Here is a 15,245-nt window from a genome sequence, read left to right as displayed (position 1 = left end):
TTGGGGCATATAACAATGAATTTTAATTTTGAAATAGACAGTACTTGGTGCTTAGAACAATTAGTCAAAGATGGTAAAATTACCGAACGTGATCAGGCTTTGGTACAAACCACGCATCGTCAACGTGATCAATTAAAATGGCATCCGTTACAATGGATTGCCAACTTTAATTTGGTCGATCAAAGTCATCCCCAAACCACTTTAACTTTAAACCGTTTATGCCAATGGCTGGCTGATAAATCAGGCTTGCCATTCTATATTATTGATCCGTTAAAAGCCGATGTTGCTGCTTTAACAGCTGTGATGTCGCAGGAATTTGCACTGCGTAACCGTATTTTAGCGGTGGAAGTGACTGCAGATGCGGTGTTAATTGCGACAGATCAACCTTATAAAAAAGAATGGGTTGCCAACTTAGAACATAGTTTATTGCCCAAAAAAATTCAGCGAGTTTTACTCAGCCCAGATCAATTACAGCGTTATTTGATCGAATATTACCAAGTGAGTCGCGCAGTACACTCATCACAAAAATCTTCTGCACATGACCGTGAAAATAAAGGGGTCGAGGCTTTATTGCAATTGGGCGATACCCAAAACCCAGATGCCAATGATCAACATATTGTGAAGTTGGTGGATTGGGTGCTGCAATTTGCCTTTGAACAAGGCGCAAGTGATATTCACCTCGAACCACGTAAAGACACAGGCAAAGTACGTTTTCGTATTGATGGCGTGTTGCACACCATCTATAACATGCCTGCCAATACGCTTACCGCAGTCATCTCACGGATTAAAATTTTAGGGCGTATGAATGTAGCCGAAAAACGTAAACCGCAAGATGGACGTTTAAAAACCCGAACTCCAAAAGGACAAGAAACTGAACTGCGTTTATCGACCTTACCAACGGCGTTTGGCGAAAAACTGGTGATGCGTATTTTTGACCCAGAAGTATTGGTACGCAGTTTTCAGCAATTGGGTTTTGATAGTCGTTTGTTGAATGAATGGCATGCCCTGACTGCACATAGTCACGGCATTATTTTGGTTACAGGCCCTACAGGTTCGGGTAAAACCACCACGCTGTATTCATCGCTAAAGCAATTGGCTACCGATGAAGTCAATGTCTGCACCATTGAAGACCCGATTGAAATGTTAGAACCGAGTTTTAACCAAATGCAGGTGAATACCGCAATTGATTTAGGTTTTGCCGATGGTGTGCGTGCCTTAATGCGTCAAGACCCTGACATTATTATGGTCGGAGAAATTCGAGATCAGGATACCGCAAATATGGCGATTCAAGCGGCACTGACGGGGCATTTAGTTTTATCGACACTGCATACTAATGATGCGCCGTCAAGTTTGACTCGTTTGCATGATTTGGGCGTGCAGCCATTTTTGACTGCTGCCACAATTTTAGGCGTTTTGGCACAGCGTTTGGTGCGTAAGCTATGTCCGCATTGTAAGCAGGAAGGCTCAATAAATGAAAAAGACTGGGAACATTTGACCTTTGACTACATTATGGAAATGCCTGCACAAGTGTTTAAACCTGTCGGATGCGATGAATGTCGTCAAACGGGCTATAAAGGTCGGGTCGGAATTTATGAGTTTATGCCTTTAAGTTTAGACACCAAACAGCTCATCAGTGCCAATGCCAATTTAAATGAATTACGTCAGCAAGCTAAAAAAGAGGGCATTGAACCGTTGCGTATTGCGGGCGCGCGTAAAGTTTTAGAAGGCATGACCACTTTAGAGGAAGTGTTGCGCGTAGTGCCATTAAATTAGCAGATTCAAACTTTTTACGATGAATTTTAAAAAAATGGAAATCTTAAGATTCAGTTCATCTTGCTTTGTTTTAATCACCATAACGAAATGAGCAACACAAAAAGGTGAAGCAATGAAATTTACAATGAAAGCAATGTTGATGGCAGGTTTAATGGCAGCAGCTTCAATCACCATGGCAAACGACAGCATTAATACCCAAGCACTACATCAAAATGTAACGGTAAAACAAGCATTAAGCCTGAAAGATGATAGCAAAGTGCAGTTAAAAGGTTATGTGGTGAAATCTATTGGTGATGAAAAATATCAGTTCCGTGATAACACAGGCACCATTACGGTCGATATTGATGATGATTTATGGAATGGCAAAGCCGTTTCTGCCAAAACGCCTGTTACCTTAATTGGTGAAGTGGATATTGATCACAAGCCTGCAAAACGTATTGAAATAGATGTCGATCAGGTTCATTTCTAACATTCAATGCGTGCGCATGATTTACTTCAAGCAGCATTCATCACTGAAAAACCACATACCTCACAGGAGGGATGTGGTTTTATAATTCTTAGATTCTTAATTGAAGTACATCAAAAATAACAGAGGATGGCATGCGACTACTCTTGGCTGAAGATGATGTATCACAAGCAGAAAGTATTAAAACCTGGCTGGAAATGGATGGTTATAATGTCGATTGGGTCGAGCGTGGCGATCACGCCATTTTAGCCATTCAGCAGCATCATTATGATTGTGTGTTGTTAGACCGTGGGTTGCCTAAAAATAGCGGTGATGAAATTCTGCACGCTTTACGACAGCAGCAACAGGATACTCCTGTTATTTTCATTACTGCGCGCGATAGTATTCAAGATCGGGTACAGGGACTTGATTTAGGTGCCAATGATTATTTGGTCAAACCGTTTAGCCTTGAAGAACTATCGGCGCGGGTACGCAGTCAGTTACGCAGTGCGCAAAGTCATCCGACACAGCAGCTTGAATTTGCCAACTTGGTTTTAGATACGCAAAGCAAACAAGTGAAAGTGGATGATCAACAGGTCAATTTAACGGCCAAGGAATTCCAGATTTTACATAAACTGATGCAAAACCCGCAGCATGTGGTGACTCGTGAACAGCTCGAAGAGTCTTTATATGCATGGGGCGATGAAATTGAAAGTAATGCGATTGAAGTATTTATTTATCAATTACGCAAAAAAATTGGCAGTAGCCGCATTAAAACCATCCGAGGTTTAGGCTATCGTATGCAGCAAGATAACTAATTCAGTTTGATCTCCGCATGTCTAAACAGGTCATTTCTTTACAGTCCAAACTGGTTAAAAGCTCCGTTTTAAGTTCGGTCTTGGCGGGTGGACTCGCCCTGATTTTATTATTGGCGGTTGCCAGTTATCAGACCATGCGCGTGCATGATGACATTATGGATGAAATAGCCGATATGTTGCTGCGAGCAGACTTGCGTGACCATGCAGGCAATCAGGTCGATGAGTTGAGTGAGCAATTTCATATTGCCTATCAATTGGGATTAGATGATCTGATTTTGACTACCTCTGAAGATGAACATGACATTTCTCAGCTTCACTTGTCTCAGCTTGCCGTGGTATCTGAGCATGGTTTTTCATTTCACTGGCAAGATGGACAAATTTGGCGCAGCTATGTGGCAGAGGAAGATGGCTTGCATGTGATTGTCGCGCAGCCGCTTAAATATCGCTTCAAGGAAATTGCTGCAACCAGTTTAGGTTATGCCGCTATTTTATTGCTGTTGTGGTTGCTGCAATGGGCCATTGTGCATTTTATGATTGGTCGTCAATTTAAGCGGATTCAGCAACTCTCCCAACAAATTGCAGAAAAAAATCAACATGATTTGACGCCAATTATCCCCACACAACCTGAATTGAAAGAACTGCAACCCATGCTGCAGCAATTGAATAAATTGTTGGGGCGAGTAGAGCAGTCTTTAATTGCAGAACAGCGATTTACAGCAGATGCTTCGCATGAATTACGCTCTCCTTTATCTGCCATTCAATTGCGTTTGCAGGTGCTAAAACGTAAATACCAACAACAACCTGAGTTGGCACAAGATTTAGAGCAAATTCAGCGTGATGTCAGTCGTGGTACACAAGTATTGGAAAATTTGCTGTTATTGGCACGTTTAGACCCGACAGATGCGGCATCGTTAAATAAAAGTGCGGTATCTATAGCAGACTTGGTGCAGGAAGTTTTACAAAGTCTGACGCCGTTTATTCAGGAAAAAGCCATTCAGATTCAGTCAGATATTCAACCGATACAAGTGCAAGGCAATCCTGAATTGCTATTTAGCTGCCTGCGCAACTTGATTGACAACGCAGTGCGTTATGCAGCACCTCAAGGACGTATTTGGATTGAAGCGAAACCGCATGAATTGATGCAGGAAATTTGCATCGCCGACAATGGTCATGCAGTGACTGATGACGTTTTGGCACGTTTGGGCGAACGCTTTTACCGTGCTTTAGGCAGTAAAGCTCAAGGTTCTGGTTTAGGACTGTCGATTTGTAAGAAAATTATAGAGTTGCATGCAGGAAAAATTGAATTTTCACGTGCTGAACAAGGTGGTTTAAAAGTGCGTATTTTGTTGCCTAAAGCCCAGTTGTAAATATGATTGGTTTTAGGAAGCAAGTTAAAATTAAACAAGTCAGAACTTAAAAGCAGTATGCGCTGATTCATACTGCTGTTTCCACGTTTATTATTGTGTTGATTATTTTAATTATTTTGTGAGAATAAGACGATTGTTACGGGTTAAGCGTAAACGATATTCTTCGCCTGCATGCAAAATACGAATTTCGCGTCCTAGCGCAAACAAGTTATTTGAATGTAACATAGGTAGGGCATGCTGAGTGTCTGAATGACGTGAAAATAAATTAAATGGGGCGTTCATTTTGAGTTACTCCGTGGTGTGTAAGAATTGTTTTAAATGATAATCATTATCATGTAAACCTGTCAACGGATTATTTTTAATTTTATAAAAGTCTACAATTTGCAGTAAAACGTACATTGCAAAAAAGGAATCGGGTTCATGTCCAAGCCAAATATTCATGTGGCAATTGCGCTGTTATTTCATCAAAACAAAGTGTTGGTGGGTTGGCGCGAAGCCAAACAACATCAGGGCAATAAACACGAATTTCCAGGTGGGAAAGTGGAAGCAGGCGAAACTCCTGTAGATGCTTGCCGCCGTGAAGTGTTTGAAGAAGTTGGTGTTGGCATACAGCATTGGCATGCTTTTGATATTATTTGCCATGAATATGATGATGTGATTGTCAATCTGCATATTTTTCAGGCTGCTGTACCCGCAGCTTTATTAAAAGATATTCAAGTGCCTTGGACATGGTTTAGCCGTCCGCAACTTTTAGAGCTGAATTTTCCACAAGCCAATCGTGCAATTGTGCAACGACTAGTGTGGCAACAGGCAATTAAAGTCAGTGAAGATTTAAAACATTTAGCAAATTTGCCTAAGCAAAAACTGCTGTATTGGCGGGTTGAACCCAATGCTGCATGCAAGGTCGAATTGTCAGAATATTGCATTGAGCAACTGGGGCAAGTGATTGTCAATTTGGAATTGTGGAAGCAATTAAATACGATTCAGCAACACGCCATTGCAGCAATTCATTTAAAACAATCGCAACTGATGCAATTACAAAAGGGCGATTTAAAAGTTGGGCAGCGTTATATTGCAGCGTGTCATGATATTGTTTCGGCACAACATGCACAGCAAATTGGTTGTGAAGCAATTTTACTCAGTCCTGTTTTAGTAACCACCACGCATCATGATGCCACACCTTTAGGATGGGAAAAATTCCAGCAGATCGCTGAATTTGTCGATATTCCTGTTTTTGCTTTGGGTGGCTTAACTCAAGATGATTTAACTACCGCAGAGCAGCATCATGCCTATGGCATTGCAGGTGTACGTTTTATTTGATTTTTTCTAGTTTGCGCAAATAAAAAAATCGCTGATGTAATCACACTCAGCGATTTTTAGTTTATTAAATTATCGTCCTTACAAATCTTTCAAAGCTTGTTGGGCTTGCGCAAGGCTTTTGGCATTATTTTGTTGCTGTGCTGCTTTTTGAATGACTAGCCATAATTGACGTTTCATAGCATCGCTTTGTGCATAGCTTAAACCACGACGTGCCAAGGCTTCTGCATTAGCGGGTTGCTTCTTTTGGTTGGCAATTAAAGCCAAATATAAATAGGTTTCAGCCGCTTGCGGGGCAAGTCGCTGCGCTTGCAAAGCTGCTGTTTCGGCCTGATTGAATTGACCTTGTTTATAAGCGGTCTGGGTTTGCTGCATCAACTTTTGAAAAGCAGGCAAACTACGACCATCCTCTAATTTTTGTTGCACGGTTTGTTGTGGCACCACCACTTGCAACGATTGACGCTTAATTTCTTCACGTTCATAAGGACGAATCACCACACCTTCTGGTGTCGTCACAGTTTTAGGTTTTTCAGGCACAGGCTGAGGAGCAGGCGGTTCAGGTAAACTCTGGCAAGCTACAATCGTTGCCATCGCACCCATAGCGAATGTGGTGAAAAAAACTTGTCTTAAACGTGATAATTTCATAAGCGTAACTGACCGATATCCTCAAGTTTAATTGATATAACTGCCACTTGAGATGACACGACCATCAGTATTGTCATCTGTTACGGGTTCAGTTTCACGGATATAATTTTCGATACTGTCACTGGTTTCAGGAGCTGTTTGCTGAGTTTCAGTATCGGGTTGGTAAACGGGTTCAACTTGATAGTGTGAAAAACCACATGCGGTTGCCTGACGCGGTACATTATTACGATTCACTGGAATATACATCGCACCTTCACAGCCTTGTGCAGATAAATGCCCAGAACTGCGGTCAATCCAATGCCATTGAATTTGTTCGGTCTGACGTAAGTTGACAGGTTTTTGACGCAATTGCTGCATCACATTACTCCAGACAGGCAAAGCACCAGACGAGCCTGTTAAGCCTGTGACTTTGTTATCATCCAAACCAAGCCATACAACGGCTAAATAATTGCCTGAATAGCCCGCAAACCATGAATCACGAGTATCATTGGTTGTACCTGATTTGCCTGCCAATTTTAAATCTGTCGATAAGCTATTGTAAGCTGAACGACCTGTACCAGAACTCATCACTTGCTGTAAGCCATAATTCAAAATATAGGCGGCAGAAGGATCAATAGTTTGTTGTACGGTTAAACCATAACGATCCAGTAAACGTCCATTGGCATCGACTACGGTGCGAATCGCTTTGGTCGGATATTTAAAACCACCTGTGGCAAAGTTACCGTAAATGTCCATCACTTGCATTGGTGATAAATCTACCGCACCCAAGAAAATAGATGGATATTGCGGAATCGCATCACTTGGTACACCAAATTTAATGAGGTGATTACGGAAGGTGGATAGTCCAAACTCCTGACCCAAACGAACTGCAGACAGGTTATAAGACTGCGATAAGGCTTGTGACATAGACACAATCCCATGGTCGCTGCCACTGTAATTACGTGGTGTCCAAGATTTACCATCAATTGGGATGCTGATCTGACTGTCTTCTACAGGACTTGCCCAATTATAACGACCAGACTCAATTGCACTTAAATAAATAATCGGTTTGAGCAGTGAGCCAACTTGACGTTTGGCGTCCAAGGCACGGTTAAAACCCGTAAAATCTTGCGTAGAACCTACCGCTGCCACTAACTCGCCATTTTCAGGATGAGAAATCAGCACCGCGCCTTGTAAATCTTTTAAACGCTTTGGATTGGCTTTACTTAAACGCTCAACCGATGCTTTAAAAGCATTTTGTACGTTGGTTTGTGCAATCGGATCAAGCGTCGTGAAGATACGCAAACCCTGATTGGTCAAATCTCCTTCTTGATATTCAGTACGTAATTGACGGCGGACAATATCTAAAAAGTCAGGGAAACGGGCAGGGCCAATGGTCGGTTTTGTAATGACATTTAAGGGACGCGCAGTTTCTTTTTCATATTGTTCTTGGTTTAAATAACCCATCACCAACATATTGTTTAGCACAATGTCACGGCGCTTTTTGGCAGCTTCTGGGTTACGCCAAGGATTATATAATGATGGGCCTTGTACCAAACCCACCAAAAAGGCTTGCTGTGAAATGTTTAGCTCACGCAACGGCATACCAAAATAAAACTGTGAAGCCAGACCATAACCATTAATAGAATAGTTACCGTTTTGACCTAAATTCACTTCATTTAAATAGGCTTCTAAAATTTCATCTTTGCTGTAATGCAACTCAATTAGCATAGCCATGAGTGCTTCATTGGCCTTACGTTTTAAAGTGCGCTCAGGACTTAAATAAAAGTTTTTCACCAATTGCTGTGTAAGGGTAGAACCGCCCTGACGTTTGCCACCCGTGACGTTGCTGACAATAGCACGCGCAGTACCACGAATTGAAACGCCGTGGTGTTGATAGAAATTACGATCTTCAGTAGCAATAAGTGCTTCAATGAGCGGTTTAGGTACTTTATTCAGTTTAATCAGCACACGATCTTCATTGTGCTGCGGATAGATTCCGCCAATCAACATCGGTTCTAAACGTGCAATACCTGTATTAGAAGGTTTGGTGGCACTCACTTCACTAATTTGATTATTGGCAAAGCTGACTTTTAAAACCTGTTCAGGCTCGACACTGTCGCCAAAGTCAAAACCACGGGTATGTACAAATAAAGTATTGCCATCGCTAACATAACTGCCTGATTTGGCGTAATTATCTGTATTTTTATAGCCGAGCAGTTTTAGTTCTTGAGTAAAGTCGGTCTGGCTGACAGGTGCATTGCTATACACTTCTAATGGGCGTGCAAAAACCTTGGCTGGAATATCCCAACGCTGGCCTTCAAATTTGTCTCTGACAATATTATCCAGACGAATCAAGTAAATACTAAATGCAATAAATCCACCGATAACGATGATGCAAAATAGTAATGCAATTATGCCTATGCCACGCTCAGACTTCATAAATCGCGATAAGATCCTGATAAATTTTGCTAATCATGCGAAGCTTTTACTGAATTTGCAATAATTAATCTGTGACTGAAGGGAAAATATCGTCATAAAATTGAGCAGAAATGTAGTTTTAAAGTTTTTTTAAATCAACTAGGTTAATGCTATGATAGGCGTCGAATCGTAGCGGAGCGATATCGCAGGTGCAAATTTCACATAAGAACTTTCGGAACATTGGACTGATTGGTCGTCCAGACAAATATTCTGTCGTAGAAACACTATGTCTGATTCACGACCATATTTTAGGATTGGGTTTGCATCCCGTTTTTGATTCAGAAACTGCTCAACTTGTACCTTATAACAATACCCAAACGGTCAGCCGTGCTTTATTAGGTGAAGTGGTCGATTTGGTGATTGTAGTTGGTGGTGATGGTTCATTGCTGCATGCAGCGCGCGCTTTGGTTAAATACAATACCCCTGTAATTGGTGTGAACCGCGGGCGTTTAGGCTTTTTAACCGATATTAAACCGACAGAAGTAATCTTTAAACTCGATCAGGTTTTGCAAGGACATTTCCAGTCAGACCGTCGTTTTTTACTGGAAATGGAAGTGCGCTCTAAAGGCGAAATCATTTATGAAGCGATTGCCTTAAATGATGTGGTGCTACATTCGGGTAAGTCGGTTCACATGATTGACTTTGAACTGAATATTGATGGGCAATATGTCTATCGTCAGCACAGTGATGGTTTAATCGTTTCAACCCCAACAGGTTCAACGGCTTATGCCTTGTCAGGCGGTGGCCCAATTGTGCATCCGAGCATGGATGCAATTGCATTGGTGCCTATGCATCCTCATACCTTGTCTTCACGCCCAATTGTAGTGGGTGGACACAGTGAAATTAAAATCAATATTCGTGAAAACCGTGTGTTGCCGATGGTCAGTGCCGATGGTCAACATAGTGTTTCATTAAATGTTGGAGATAGTTTGCATATCCGCAAACATCCTTATAAATTAAATTTATTACATCCACCAGGTTATGACTTCTATATGGCTTGTCGTACTAAGTTAGGGTGGAATCAAGATTTTGAATCAATGCAACAGCAGGATGAATGATGAATATTGAACAAATGCTTGCCGTACTCGATCCTGAAATTGTTGGACGTTTAAAAACGGCAATTGAAATTGGCAAGTGGCCAAACGGTGTTGCGCTGACCCAAGAGCAACGTCAAATTTGTATGCAAGCAGTATATGCGTGGGAAATGAAAAACCTGCCTGAAACTGAGCGTAGTGGTTATATTGACCGTGGCACTAAAGAAGAAGGCGAGCAGTGTGATGATGATCATCACAATCATGAAGAATTTAAACCAATTCGTTTTGTTTAAACGATGCAAAACTGCTTTCAGAAAAAATGAAAGATGAAAAAGACACCTGAGATGGGTGTCTTTTTTGTATCTTCAATAAAGTTTTAGTTGTGACGATTTTGCCAAAGCTGCTGTGCGTTTCGCATTGCTGCTGCATAATCATCACAAACGCCCATGGTATATAACGCGATACCCATGGTTTCGGTAATGGCAACTTCACCATATTCATGGACTTGCTGACCTAGCCAGACGGCTTTAAATACTGCCAAATCCAATTCTTCTTCTACAGGGCTACGGTTATCGGTCAGTTTAGGCAGTTCGTGTTCATATAAAGCGCCATTTTTGATGCCACAAATTAATGTCTTGGCATCAGGGTTGCGCTCAAATTCACCGCCTTCGCCTTTAATTACTGCACTGTTTTGATAACCCAACTGAAATGCGGCTTGTTGATGCGAGCTGCGATAAGCGGGGTGGAAGATCGCCTGCATGGTGGCTTTGGCATTAAATGGATTGATTAAACGGGCAAGGGTATGAATAGGAGAACGTAAACCCATCACATTGCGTAAATTAATCAACTCACTCAAAATCGGTGAAATAACATCTAAAGGTAAATAAGCAAAATTACGCTGCGCTAATTGTTGCTCAACGTCTAGGTCATTTTGGCAAATTGGATAATCTAAATATTGCAGTGCTTGTTCGGTATATAAACGGTTGATGGTATGCCCAGAAGCACCATGCATCACCACTTTATAGCCATGTTTTGCTAAAGTCAGCGCTGCCAATAAAAACCACGGATAATGTCTGCGTTTACCTGCATAAGATGACCAGTCTAAATCGACCTGAAGCGGTTTAAATTGCAGTTGATCATGGGTAGCTTGTACAAAACCTGCCAACTCCTCTACAGATTCTTCCTTCACACGCAGCAACATTAAAAAAGCACCCAATTGCACATCCAACACTTCATTGCGCAAAATCATAGAAAAAGCTTGATAGGCCTCGTCATAGGTCAGTGAACGTGCGCCTGTTTTGCCTTTGCCAATAATTCGAATAAATTGTGCGAATGGATGTTCTGCATCTTTATAAATATTTCTTTTATTGGGGTTTGTATTTGGCATAAGCGAGTTCACACACATCTTTAGTTAGTATACTAGTGTATAAACTTCGGCAACAGTTTGCAGCACTATTCATAGCTTCAGCTTATACAAGCTTCGTTTGCACATCTGAAATGACGACTAAAGTTTGACTGTAAAGTAAGACAATCTGTAGGGATAACACATGACAGCCTGCATAAAAATGCATAGCATGGATACTGTTGAAAACAACAATTGAAAAATAAAGGATTGGATATGCTGGCTTATGATGCTGATTTAGAATTATTTAGAGATAACTTTCGACGTTTTATGCAGGAGCATATTGCACCGCATTATGCTGCGTGGGAACGTGAGGGCATCATGCCGCGCAGCGTGTGGAATCTGTTAGGTGAAAATGGTTTTTTATGTATTGATGTGCCTGAAGAATATGGCGGCTATGGTGTTCCAACGCATTATTCCCTAATGTTGGTCGAAGAGTCGGCACGTGCAGGTTATAGCGCACTCTCTACAGGTATTTCCTGTCACTCTGAAATTGCTGCGCCGTACATTTTGCATATTGGTACAGAAGAACAAAAACAATACTGGCTACCTAAAATGGTGTCGGGTGAAGTAGTTGGTGCAATTGGCATGACCGAGCCAGGTGCGGGTTCAGACTTACAAGCCATGCGTACTAATGCCATTTTGCAAGAAGATCATTATGTACTGAATGGCTCTAAAACCTTTATTTCCAATGGTCAGCATGCAGACTTGGTGGTTTTGGCAGTAAAAACTGATCCGCAAGCACGTGCCAAAGGCGTGTCGCTCATGTTGGTCGATACTCACTTGGAAGGCTTTAAAAAAGGCACCAATTTGGAAAAAATTGGTTTGCATTCACAAGATACGTCAGAGCTATTCTTCGACAATGTCAAAGTGCCGAAAAACCAACTGTTGGGACAGGCAGGGCATGGTTTTGCCTATTTAATGCAAGAATTGCCACGTGAACGTACCGCGATTGCAGCCACAGCATTGGGTGCTATTCGTGGTTCAATTGATGTGACCACACAATATGTGCAAGAGCGTCAGGCGTTTGGACAAGCCATTGGTCAGTTCCAGAATACCCGTTTTGTATTGGCACAGGCTAAGATTGATGAATTGGCAACTGCTGCTTTTTATAATCAAAACGTCGAATTGTATATGCAGGGCAAACTGGACGTCGAAACTGCAGCCGCTTTAAAAAGCTTTGCGACAGATATGCAAATGAAAATTGCCGATCAATTGCTGCAACTGTTTGGTGGCTATGGCTATATGACGGAATATCCAATTTCTCGTTTCTTTGTCGATGCACGAATCCAGCGGATTTACGGTGGAACCAATGAAATTATGAAAGAAATTGTCGCGCGTGGTTTATTGGGGCGTTAAATCAATGCCTTAAAACCCGAATGAATAAAGCTCAATGATCATCACCAGAGTCAGCCCAGTGCTGGCTCTTTTTTTATGAATTTGATCAGACTTAAAAGCAATGAGCTGATTGATAATTACACTTAAAAATAAAATTACTCCGCTTAGAATTAAAGATGTAAAAGGGAAAAGCGTAGTTACCCAGTTTTAGCAGTACGTTGTGCAAAGTTGCGGCTTAAATGTATAGATTGGTGATGCTTTGATCAACTGTATGTTTTTAAATCTGAAACACTGAAAGTTGTATTGCGCAACATTTGAAAGCTAACTATTGTTATACTATTTGCAAAATGTTTATGAAGGGCGACATAACAATGATCCAAGACGATCAGAACACAACGACTTCTCTTGATCTCGCTAAAATCCGTGAAGATATTGACTCTGTAGACCAACAGATTCAACAGCTGATTAACCGTCGGGCACGACTTGCAGAGGCGGTGGCGAAAGCAAAATTTGCAGCAGAAGAGAATCCGTTGTTTTACCGTCCTGAACGTGAAGCACAAGTTTTACGTAATGTTATGGAACGCAACGAAGGGCCGCTGTCTGATGTGACCATGGCACGTTTATTCCGTGAAATTATGTCGGCATGTTTGGCACTTGAAGCGCCACAAAGTATTGCGTTTTTAGGGCCAATTGGTACTTATACGCATTCCGCAGTACTTAAACATTTTGGTCAAGATGCGATTGTGCGTCCTTTGCCTACTATTGATGAAGTTTTCCGTGAAGTGGAAGCAGGCAGTGCACACTATGGTTTAGTACCTGTCGAAAACTCATCTGAAGGTGTGGTGAACCATACTTTAGATTGCTTTAAATCATCGCCATTAAATGTGATTGGTGAAGTAGAATTGCGTATTCATCACCAATTCCTTGTGTCAGAAAACACTCGTAAAGACAGCATTAAACAAATTTATGCGCATCAGCAAACTTTGGCACAATGCCGTAAATGGTTAGATGTGCATTATCCGGGTGTAGAACGTGTGGCACTCAGCTCCAATGCAGAAGCAGCGCGCCGTATTCGTAATGAATGGCATTCTGCTGCAATTGCTTCTGAAATTGCGGCCAATATTTACGAACTCGAAATTTTACATAGCAATATTGAAGATAACCCAGAAAATACCACACGTTTCTTGGTGATTGGTCGTGAGAAAGTTCCACCAAGTGGCAATGATAAAACTTCATTGTTGGTGTCTGCACATGACCGCGCAGGGGCATTGCTTGAGATTCTTGCACCATTTGCGAAGCACAATATTAGCTTGACCAGTATTGAAACACGTCCTGCCTTGCCTGAAAAATGGGCCTATGTATTCTTCATTGACCTAGAAGGGCATGTCGAGCAAGACAATGTACGTGCAGCGATTGAAGAAATCCGTCCATTGGTGAAAGAAATTCGTGTCTTGGGTTCTTATCCTGCTGCCGTGTTATAACCGTATTTAATTTAGTGGTGTGCATGTTTGTCATGCGCGCCACATTCACCACCTAGTCAACTGGAAGTGTAAAATGTCGTTTGTCCCAGCCAATGAAGGCATCTCGAAGTTAAAGCCTTATCAACCAGGTAAACCAATCAGTGAACTTGAGCGTGAGTTGGGGATTACAGATATCGTCAAACTTGCTTCAAATGAAAACCCATTGGGCTGTTCAGACAAAGTCAAAGAAGCCGTTGCAGCAGAAATTGCTGAAATTGGTCGCTATCCAGATGGTGGTGGTTTTATTTTAAAAGACCAAATTCAAAAACAATTTGGCTTTGCGCATGACCGTATTACTTTGGGCAATGGTTCAAACGATTTGCTAGAAATGTTTGCTCGCGCATTCGTTTCAGATCAAGATTCAGTGTTGTATAGCCAACACGCCTTTGCAGTATATGCTTTGGTGACACAAGCGATTAATGCTCAAGCGATTGAAGTGCCTGCCAAAGGTTTTTCACATGACTTGGATGCTATGGCGGCAGCAATTCAAGACAACACCAAGTTAATCTTTATTGCCAACCCAAATAACCCAACAGGCACATGGTTTGAAGAGGCTGAATTTGAAGCCTTTATGCAAAAAGTTCCTGCACGGGTGATTGTGGTATTAGATGAAGCCTATGTGGAATATTTTCCAGAGAACTTCAATAGCCTTAAATTCCTTGAGCAATATCCAAACTTAATCGTGAGCCGTACTTTATCTAAGTGCTATGGTTTGGCGGCGCTGCGCGTTGGTTTTGCTTTAGCTTCTGCAGAAGTGACCGATTATTTAAACCGTATTCGTCAACCATTTAACGTCAATCACTTGGCAATGGTGGCTGCGGTTGCGGCATTAAAAGACGAAGATTTTATCGAAAAATCACGTATTGCCAACAAAGCAGGCATGGCGCAATTGGAAGCAGGCTTTAAAGCATTGGGTCTGAATTATGTGCCTTCACGTGCTAACTTTATTTTGGTAGATGTAGAAGCCGATCCAGGTCAAACTTTTAATGCCTTATTGAAAGAAGGTGTAATTGTACGTCCTGTGGGTATTACGACCCATTTACGTGTTTCAATTGGCACAGAAGCAGAAAATGCCAAGTTCCTGCGTGCATTAGCCAAAGTATTGGGCAAGGAAGCGAAGGCATAA

14 protein-coding genes are annotated in these 15,245 nt (G+C 41.7%); 10 read left to right on the top strand and 4 right to left on the bottom strand.

Translation table 11 applies throughout. The features are described from left to right. Positions 1–15: 15 nt before the first annotated feature. The 4 genes from E0H79_RS12375 to E0H79_RS12360 all read left to right on the top strand — a co-directional run bounded on the left by E0H79_RS12375 (position 16) and on the right by E0H79_RS12360 (position 4,403). Positions 16–1,773: a GspE/PulE family protein gene (locus E0H79_RS12375; RefSeq protein ID WP_004972956.1), complete on the top strand. Its 1,758-nt coding sequence runs from the start codon at positions 16–18 to the stop codon at positions 1,771–1,773. 112 nt (positions 1,774–1,885) lie between these two features. After that, positions 1,886–2,242, top strand: coding sequence for a NirD/YgiW/YdeI family stress tolerance protein (locus tag E0H79_RS12370; RefSeq protein WP_131261782.1), 357 nt, complete (start codon positions 1,886–1,888; stop codon positions 2,240–2,242). A gap of 131 nt (positions 2,243–2,373) precedes the next feature. Then, positions 2,374–3,036: a response regulator transcription factor gene (locus tag E0H79_RS12365; protein ID WP_004972960.1), complete on the top strand. Its 663-nt coding sequence runs from the start codon at positions 2,374–2,376 to the stop codon at positions 3,034–3,036. Between the two features lie 17 nt (positions 3,037–3,053). Continuing rightward, a complete protein-coding gene (locus E0H79_RS12360; RefSeq protein WP_131261781.1) occupies positions 3,054–4,403 on the top strand; it encodes a sensor histidine kinase in 1,350 nt (449 codons plus the stop codon). A gap of 111 nt (positions 4,404–4,514) precedes the next feature. Here E0H79_RS12360 and hemP read toward each other — a convergent pair whose 3' ends face one another. Continuing rightward, positions 4,515–4,685, bottom strand: a complete 171-nt coding sequence (hemP, locus tag E0H79_RS12355; protein WP_004972965.1) for a hemin uptake protein HemP — start codon at positions 4,683–4,685, stop codon at positions 4,515–4,517. 138 nt (positions 4,686–4,823) lie between these two features. Here hemP and E0H79_RS12350 point away from each other — a divergent pair, with 138 nt between their 5' ends. Continuing rightward, positions 4,824–5,723 (top strand): NUDIX domain-containing protein, encoded by a 900-nt coding sequence (locus tag E0H79_RS12350; protein ID WP_096901851.1) that lies wholly within the window; start codon positions 4,824–4,826, stop codon positions 5,721–5,723. Between the two features lie 78 nt (positions 5,724–5,801). Here E0H79_RS12350 and E0H79_RS12345 read toward each other — a convergent pair whose 3' ends face one another. Beyond that, positions 5,802–6,320, bottom strand: a complete 519-nt coding sequence (locus E0H79_RS12345) for a hypothetical protein (RefSeq protein ID WP_096901888.1) — start codon at positions 6,318–6,320, stop codon at positions 5,802–5,804. Between the two features lie 72 nt (positions 6,321–6,392). Beyond that, entirely contained in the window at positions 6,393–8,786 is a 2,394-nt protein-coding gene (mrcB, locus tag E0H79_RS12340; protein WP_131261780.1) for a penicillin-binding protein 1B, read from the bottom strand. A gap of 179 nt (positions 8,787–8,965) precedes the next feature. Between mrcB and E0H79_RS12335 the strand changes: the two genes are divergently transcribed. Next, a complete protein-coding gene (locus tag E0H79_RS12335) occupies positions 8,966–9,883 on the top strand; it encodes an NAD(+) kinase (RefSeq protein ID WP_208012375.1) in 918 nt (305 codons plus the stop codon). Further along, positions 9,883–10,152, top strand: a complete 270-nt coding sequence (locus tag E0H79_RS12330; RefSeq protein ID WP_131261778.1) for a YeaC family protein — start codon at positions 9,883–9,885, stop codon at positions 10,150–10,152. Before E0H79_RS12335 ends, E0H79_RS12330 begins: the two co-directional genes overlap by 1 nt. A gap of 83 nt (positions 10,153–10,235) precedes the next feature. Here the strand turns inward: E0H79_RS12330 and E0H79_RS12325 are convergent, their stop codons facing one another. After that, entirely contained in the window at positions 10,236–11,246 is a 1,011-nt protein-coding gene (locus E0H79_RS12325; RefSeq protein WP_131261777.1) for a glycosyl transferase family protein, read from the bottom strand. 231 nt (positions 11,247–11,477) lie between these two features. On the opposite strand from E0H79_RS12325, the gene E0H79_RS12320 reads away from it, so the two are divergent. The 3 genes from E0H79_RS12320 (at position 11,478) to hisC (ending at position 15,245) form a co-directional block, all read left to right on the top strand. Then, positions 11,478–12,620 carry an acyl-CoA dehydrogenase family protein gene (locus E0H79_RS12320; RefSeq protein WP_131261776.1) on the top strand — a complete coding sequence of 381 codons (1,143 nt, stop codon included), beginning with the start codon at positions 11,478–11,480 and terminating at the stop codon, positions 12,618–12,620. A gap of 350 nt (positions 12,621–12,970) precedes the next feature. Next, positions 12,971–14,080, top strand: coding sequence for a prephenate dehydratase (pheA, locus tag E0H79_RS12315; protein WP_131261775.1), 1,110 nt, complete (start codon positions 12,971–12,973; stop codon positions 14,078–14,080). A gap of 73 nt (positions 14,081–14,153) precedes the next feature. After that, the gene (hisC, locus tag E0H79_RS12310; protein WP_004972978.1) at positions 14,154–15,245 is read left to right on the top strand and encodes a histidinol-phosphate transaminase; all 1,092 of its coding nucleotides are present in this window, start codon (positions 14,154–14,156) and stop codon (positions 15,243–15,245) included.

Source organism: Acinetobacter sp. ANC 5045 (genome assembly GCF_004331005.1).
GTDB lineage: Bacteria > Pseudomonadota > Gammaproteobacteria > Pseudomonadales > Moraxellaceae > Acinetobacter > Acinetobacter towneri.
The sequence above is the reverse complement of the archived record's forward strand: the minus strand, read 5'-3'. Positions and strand labels throughout refer to the sequence as shown.

Coding starts and splice junctions, on each gene's coding strand:
- E0H79_RS12345 (WP_096901888.1), bottom strand. CDS start 6,320: ATGGGTGCGATGGCAACGATTGTAGCTTGCCAGAGTTTACCTGAACCG.
- E0H79_RS12375 (WP_004972956.1), top strand. CDS start 16: ATGAATTTTAATTTTGAAATAGACAGTACTTGGTGCTTAGAACAATTA.
- E0H79_RS12330 (WP_131261778.1), top strand. CDS start 9,883: ATGAATATTGAACAAATGCTTGCCGTACTCGATCCTGAAATTGTTGGA.
- E0H79_RS12320 (WP_131261776.1), top strand. CDS start 11,478: ATGCTGGCTTATGATGCTGATTTAGAATTATTTAGAGATAACTTTCGA.
- E0H79_RS12370 (WP_131261782.1), top strand. CDS start 1,886: ATGAAATTTACAATGAAAGCAATGTTGATGGCAGGTTTAATGGCAGCA.
- pheA (WP_131261775.1), top strand. CDS start 12,971: ATGATCCAAGACGATCAGAACACAACGACTTCTCTTGATCTCGCTAAA.
- E0H79_RS12365 (WP_004972960.1), top strand. CDS start 2,374: ATGCGACTACTCTTGGCTGAAGATGATGTATCACAAGCAGAAAGTATT.
- E0H79_RS12360 (WP_131261781.1), top strand. CDS start 3,054: ATGTCTAAACAGGTCATTTCTTTACAGTCCAAACTGGTTAAAAGCTCC.
- hisC (WP_004972978.1), top strand. CDS start 14,154: ATGTCGTTTGTCCCAGCCAATGAAGGCATCTCGAAGTTAAAGCCTTAT.
- E0H79_RS12350 (WP_096901851.1), top strand. CDS start 4,824: ATGTCCAAGCCAAATATTCATGTGGCAATTGCGCTGTTATTTCATCAA.
- E0H79_RS12325 (WP_131261777.1), bottom strand. CDS start 11,246: ATGCCAAATACAAACCCCAATAAAAGAAATATTTATAAAGATGCAGAA.
- mrcB (WP_131261780.1), bottom strand. CDS start 8,786: ATGAAGTCTGAGCGTGGCATAGGCATAATTGCATTACTATTTTGCATC.
- hemP (WP_004972965.1), bottom strand. CDS start 4,685: ATGAACGCCCCATTTAATTTATTTTCACGTCATTCAGACACTCAGCAT.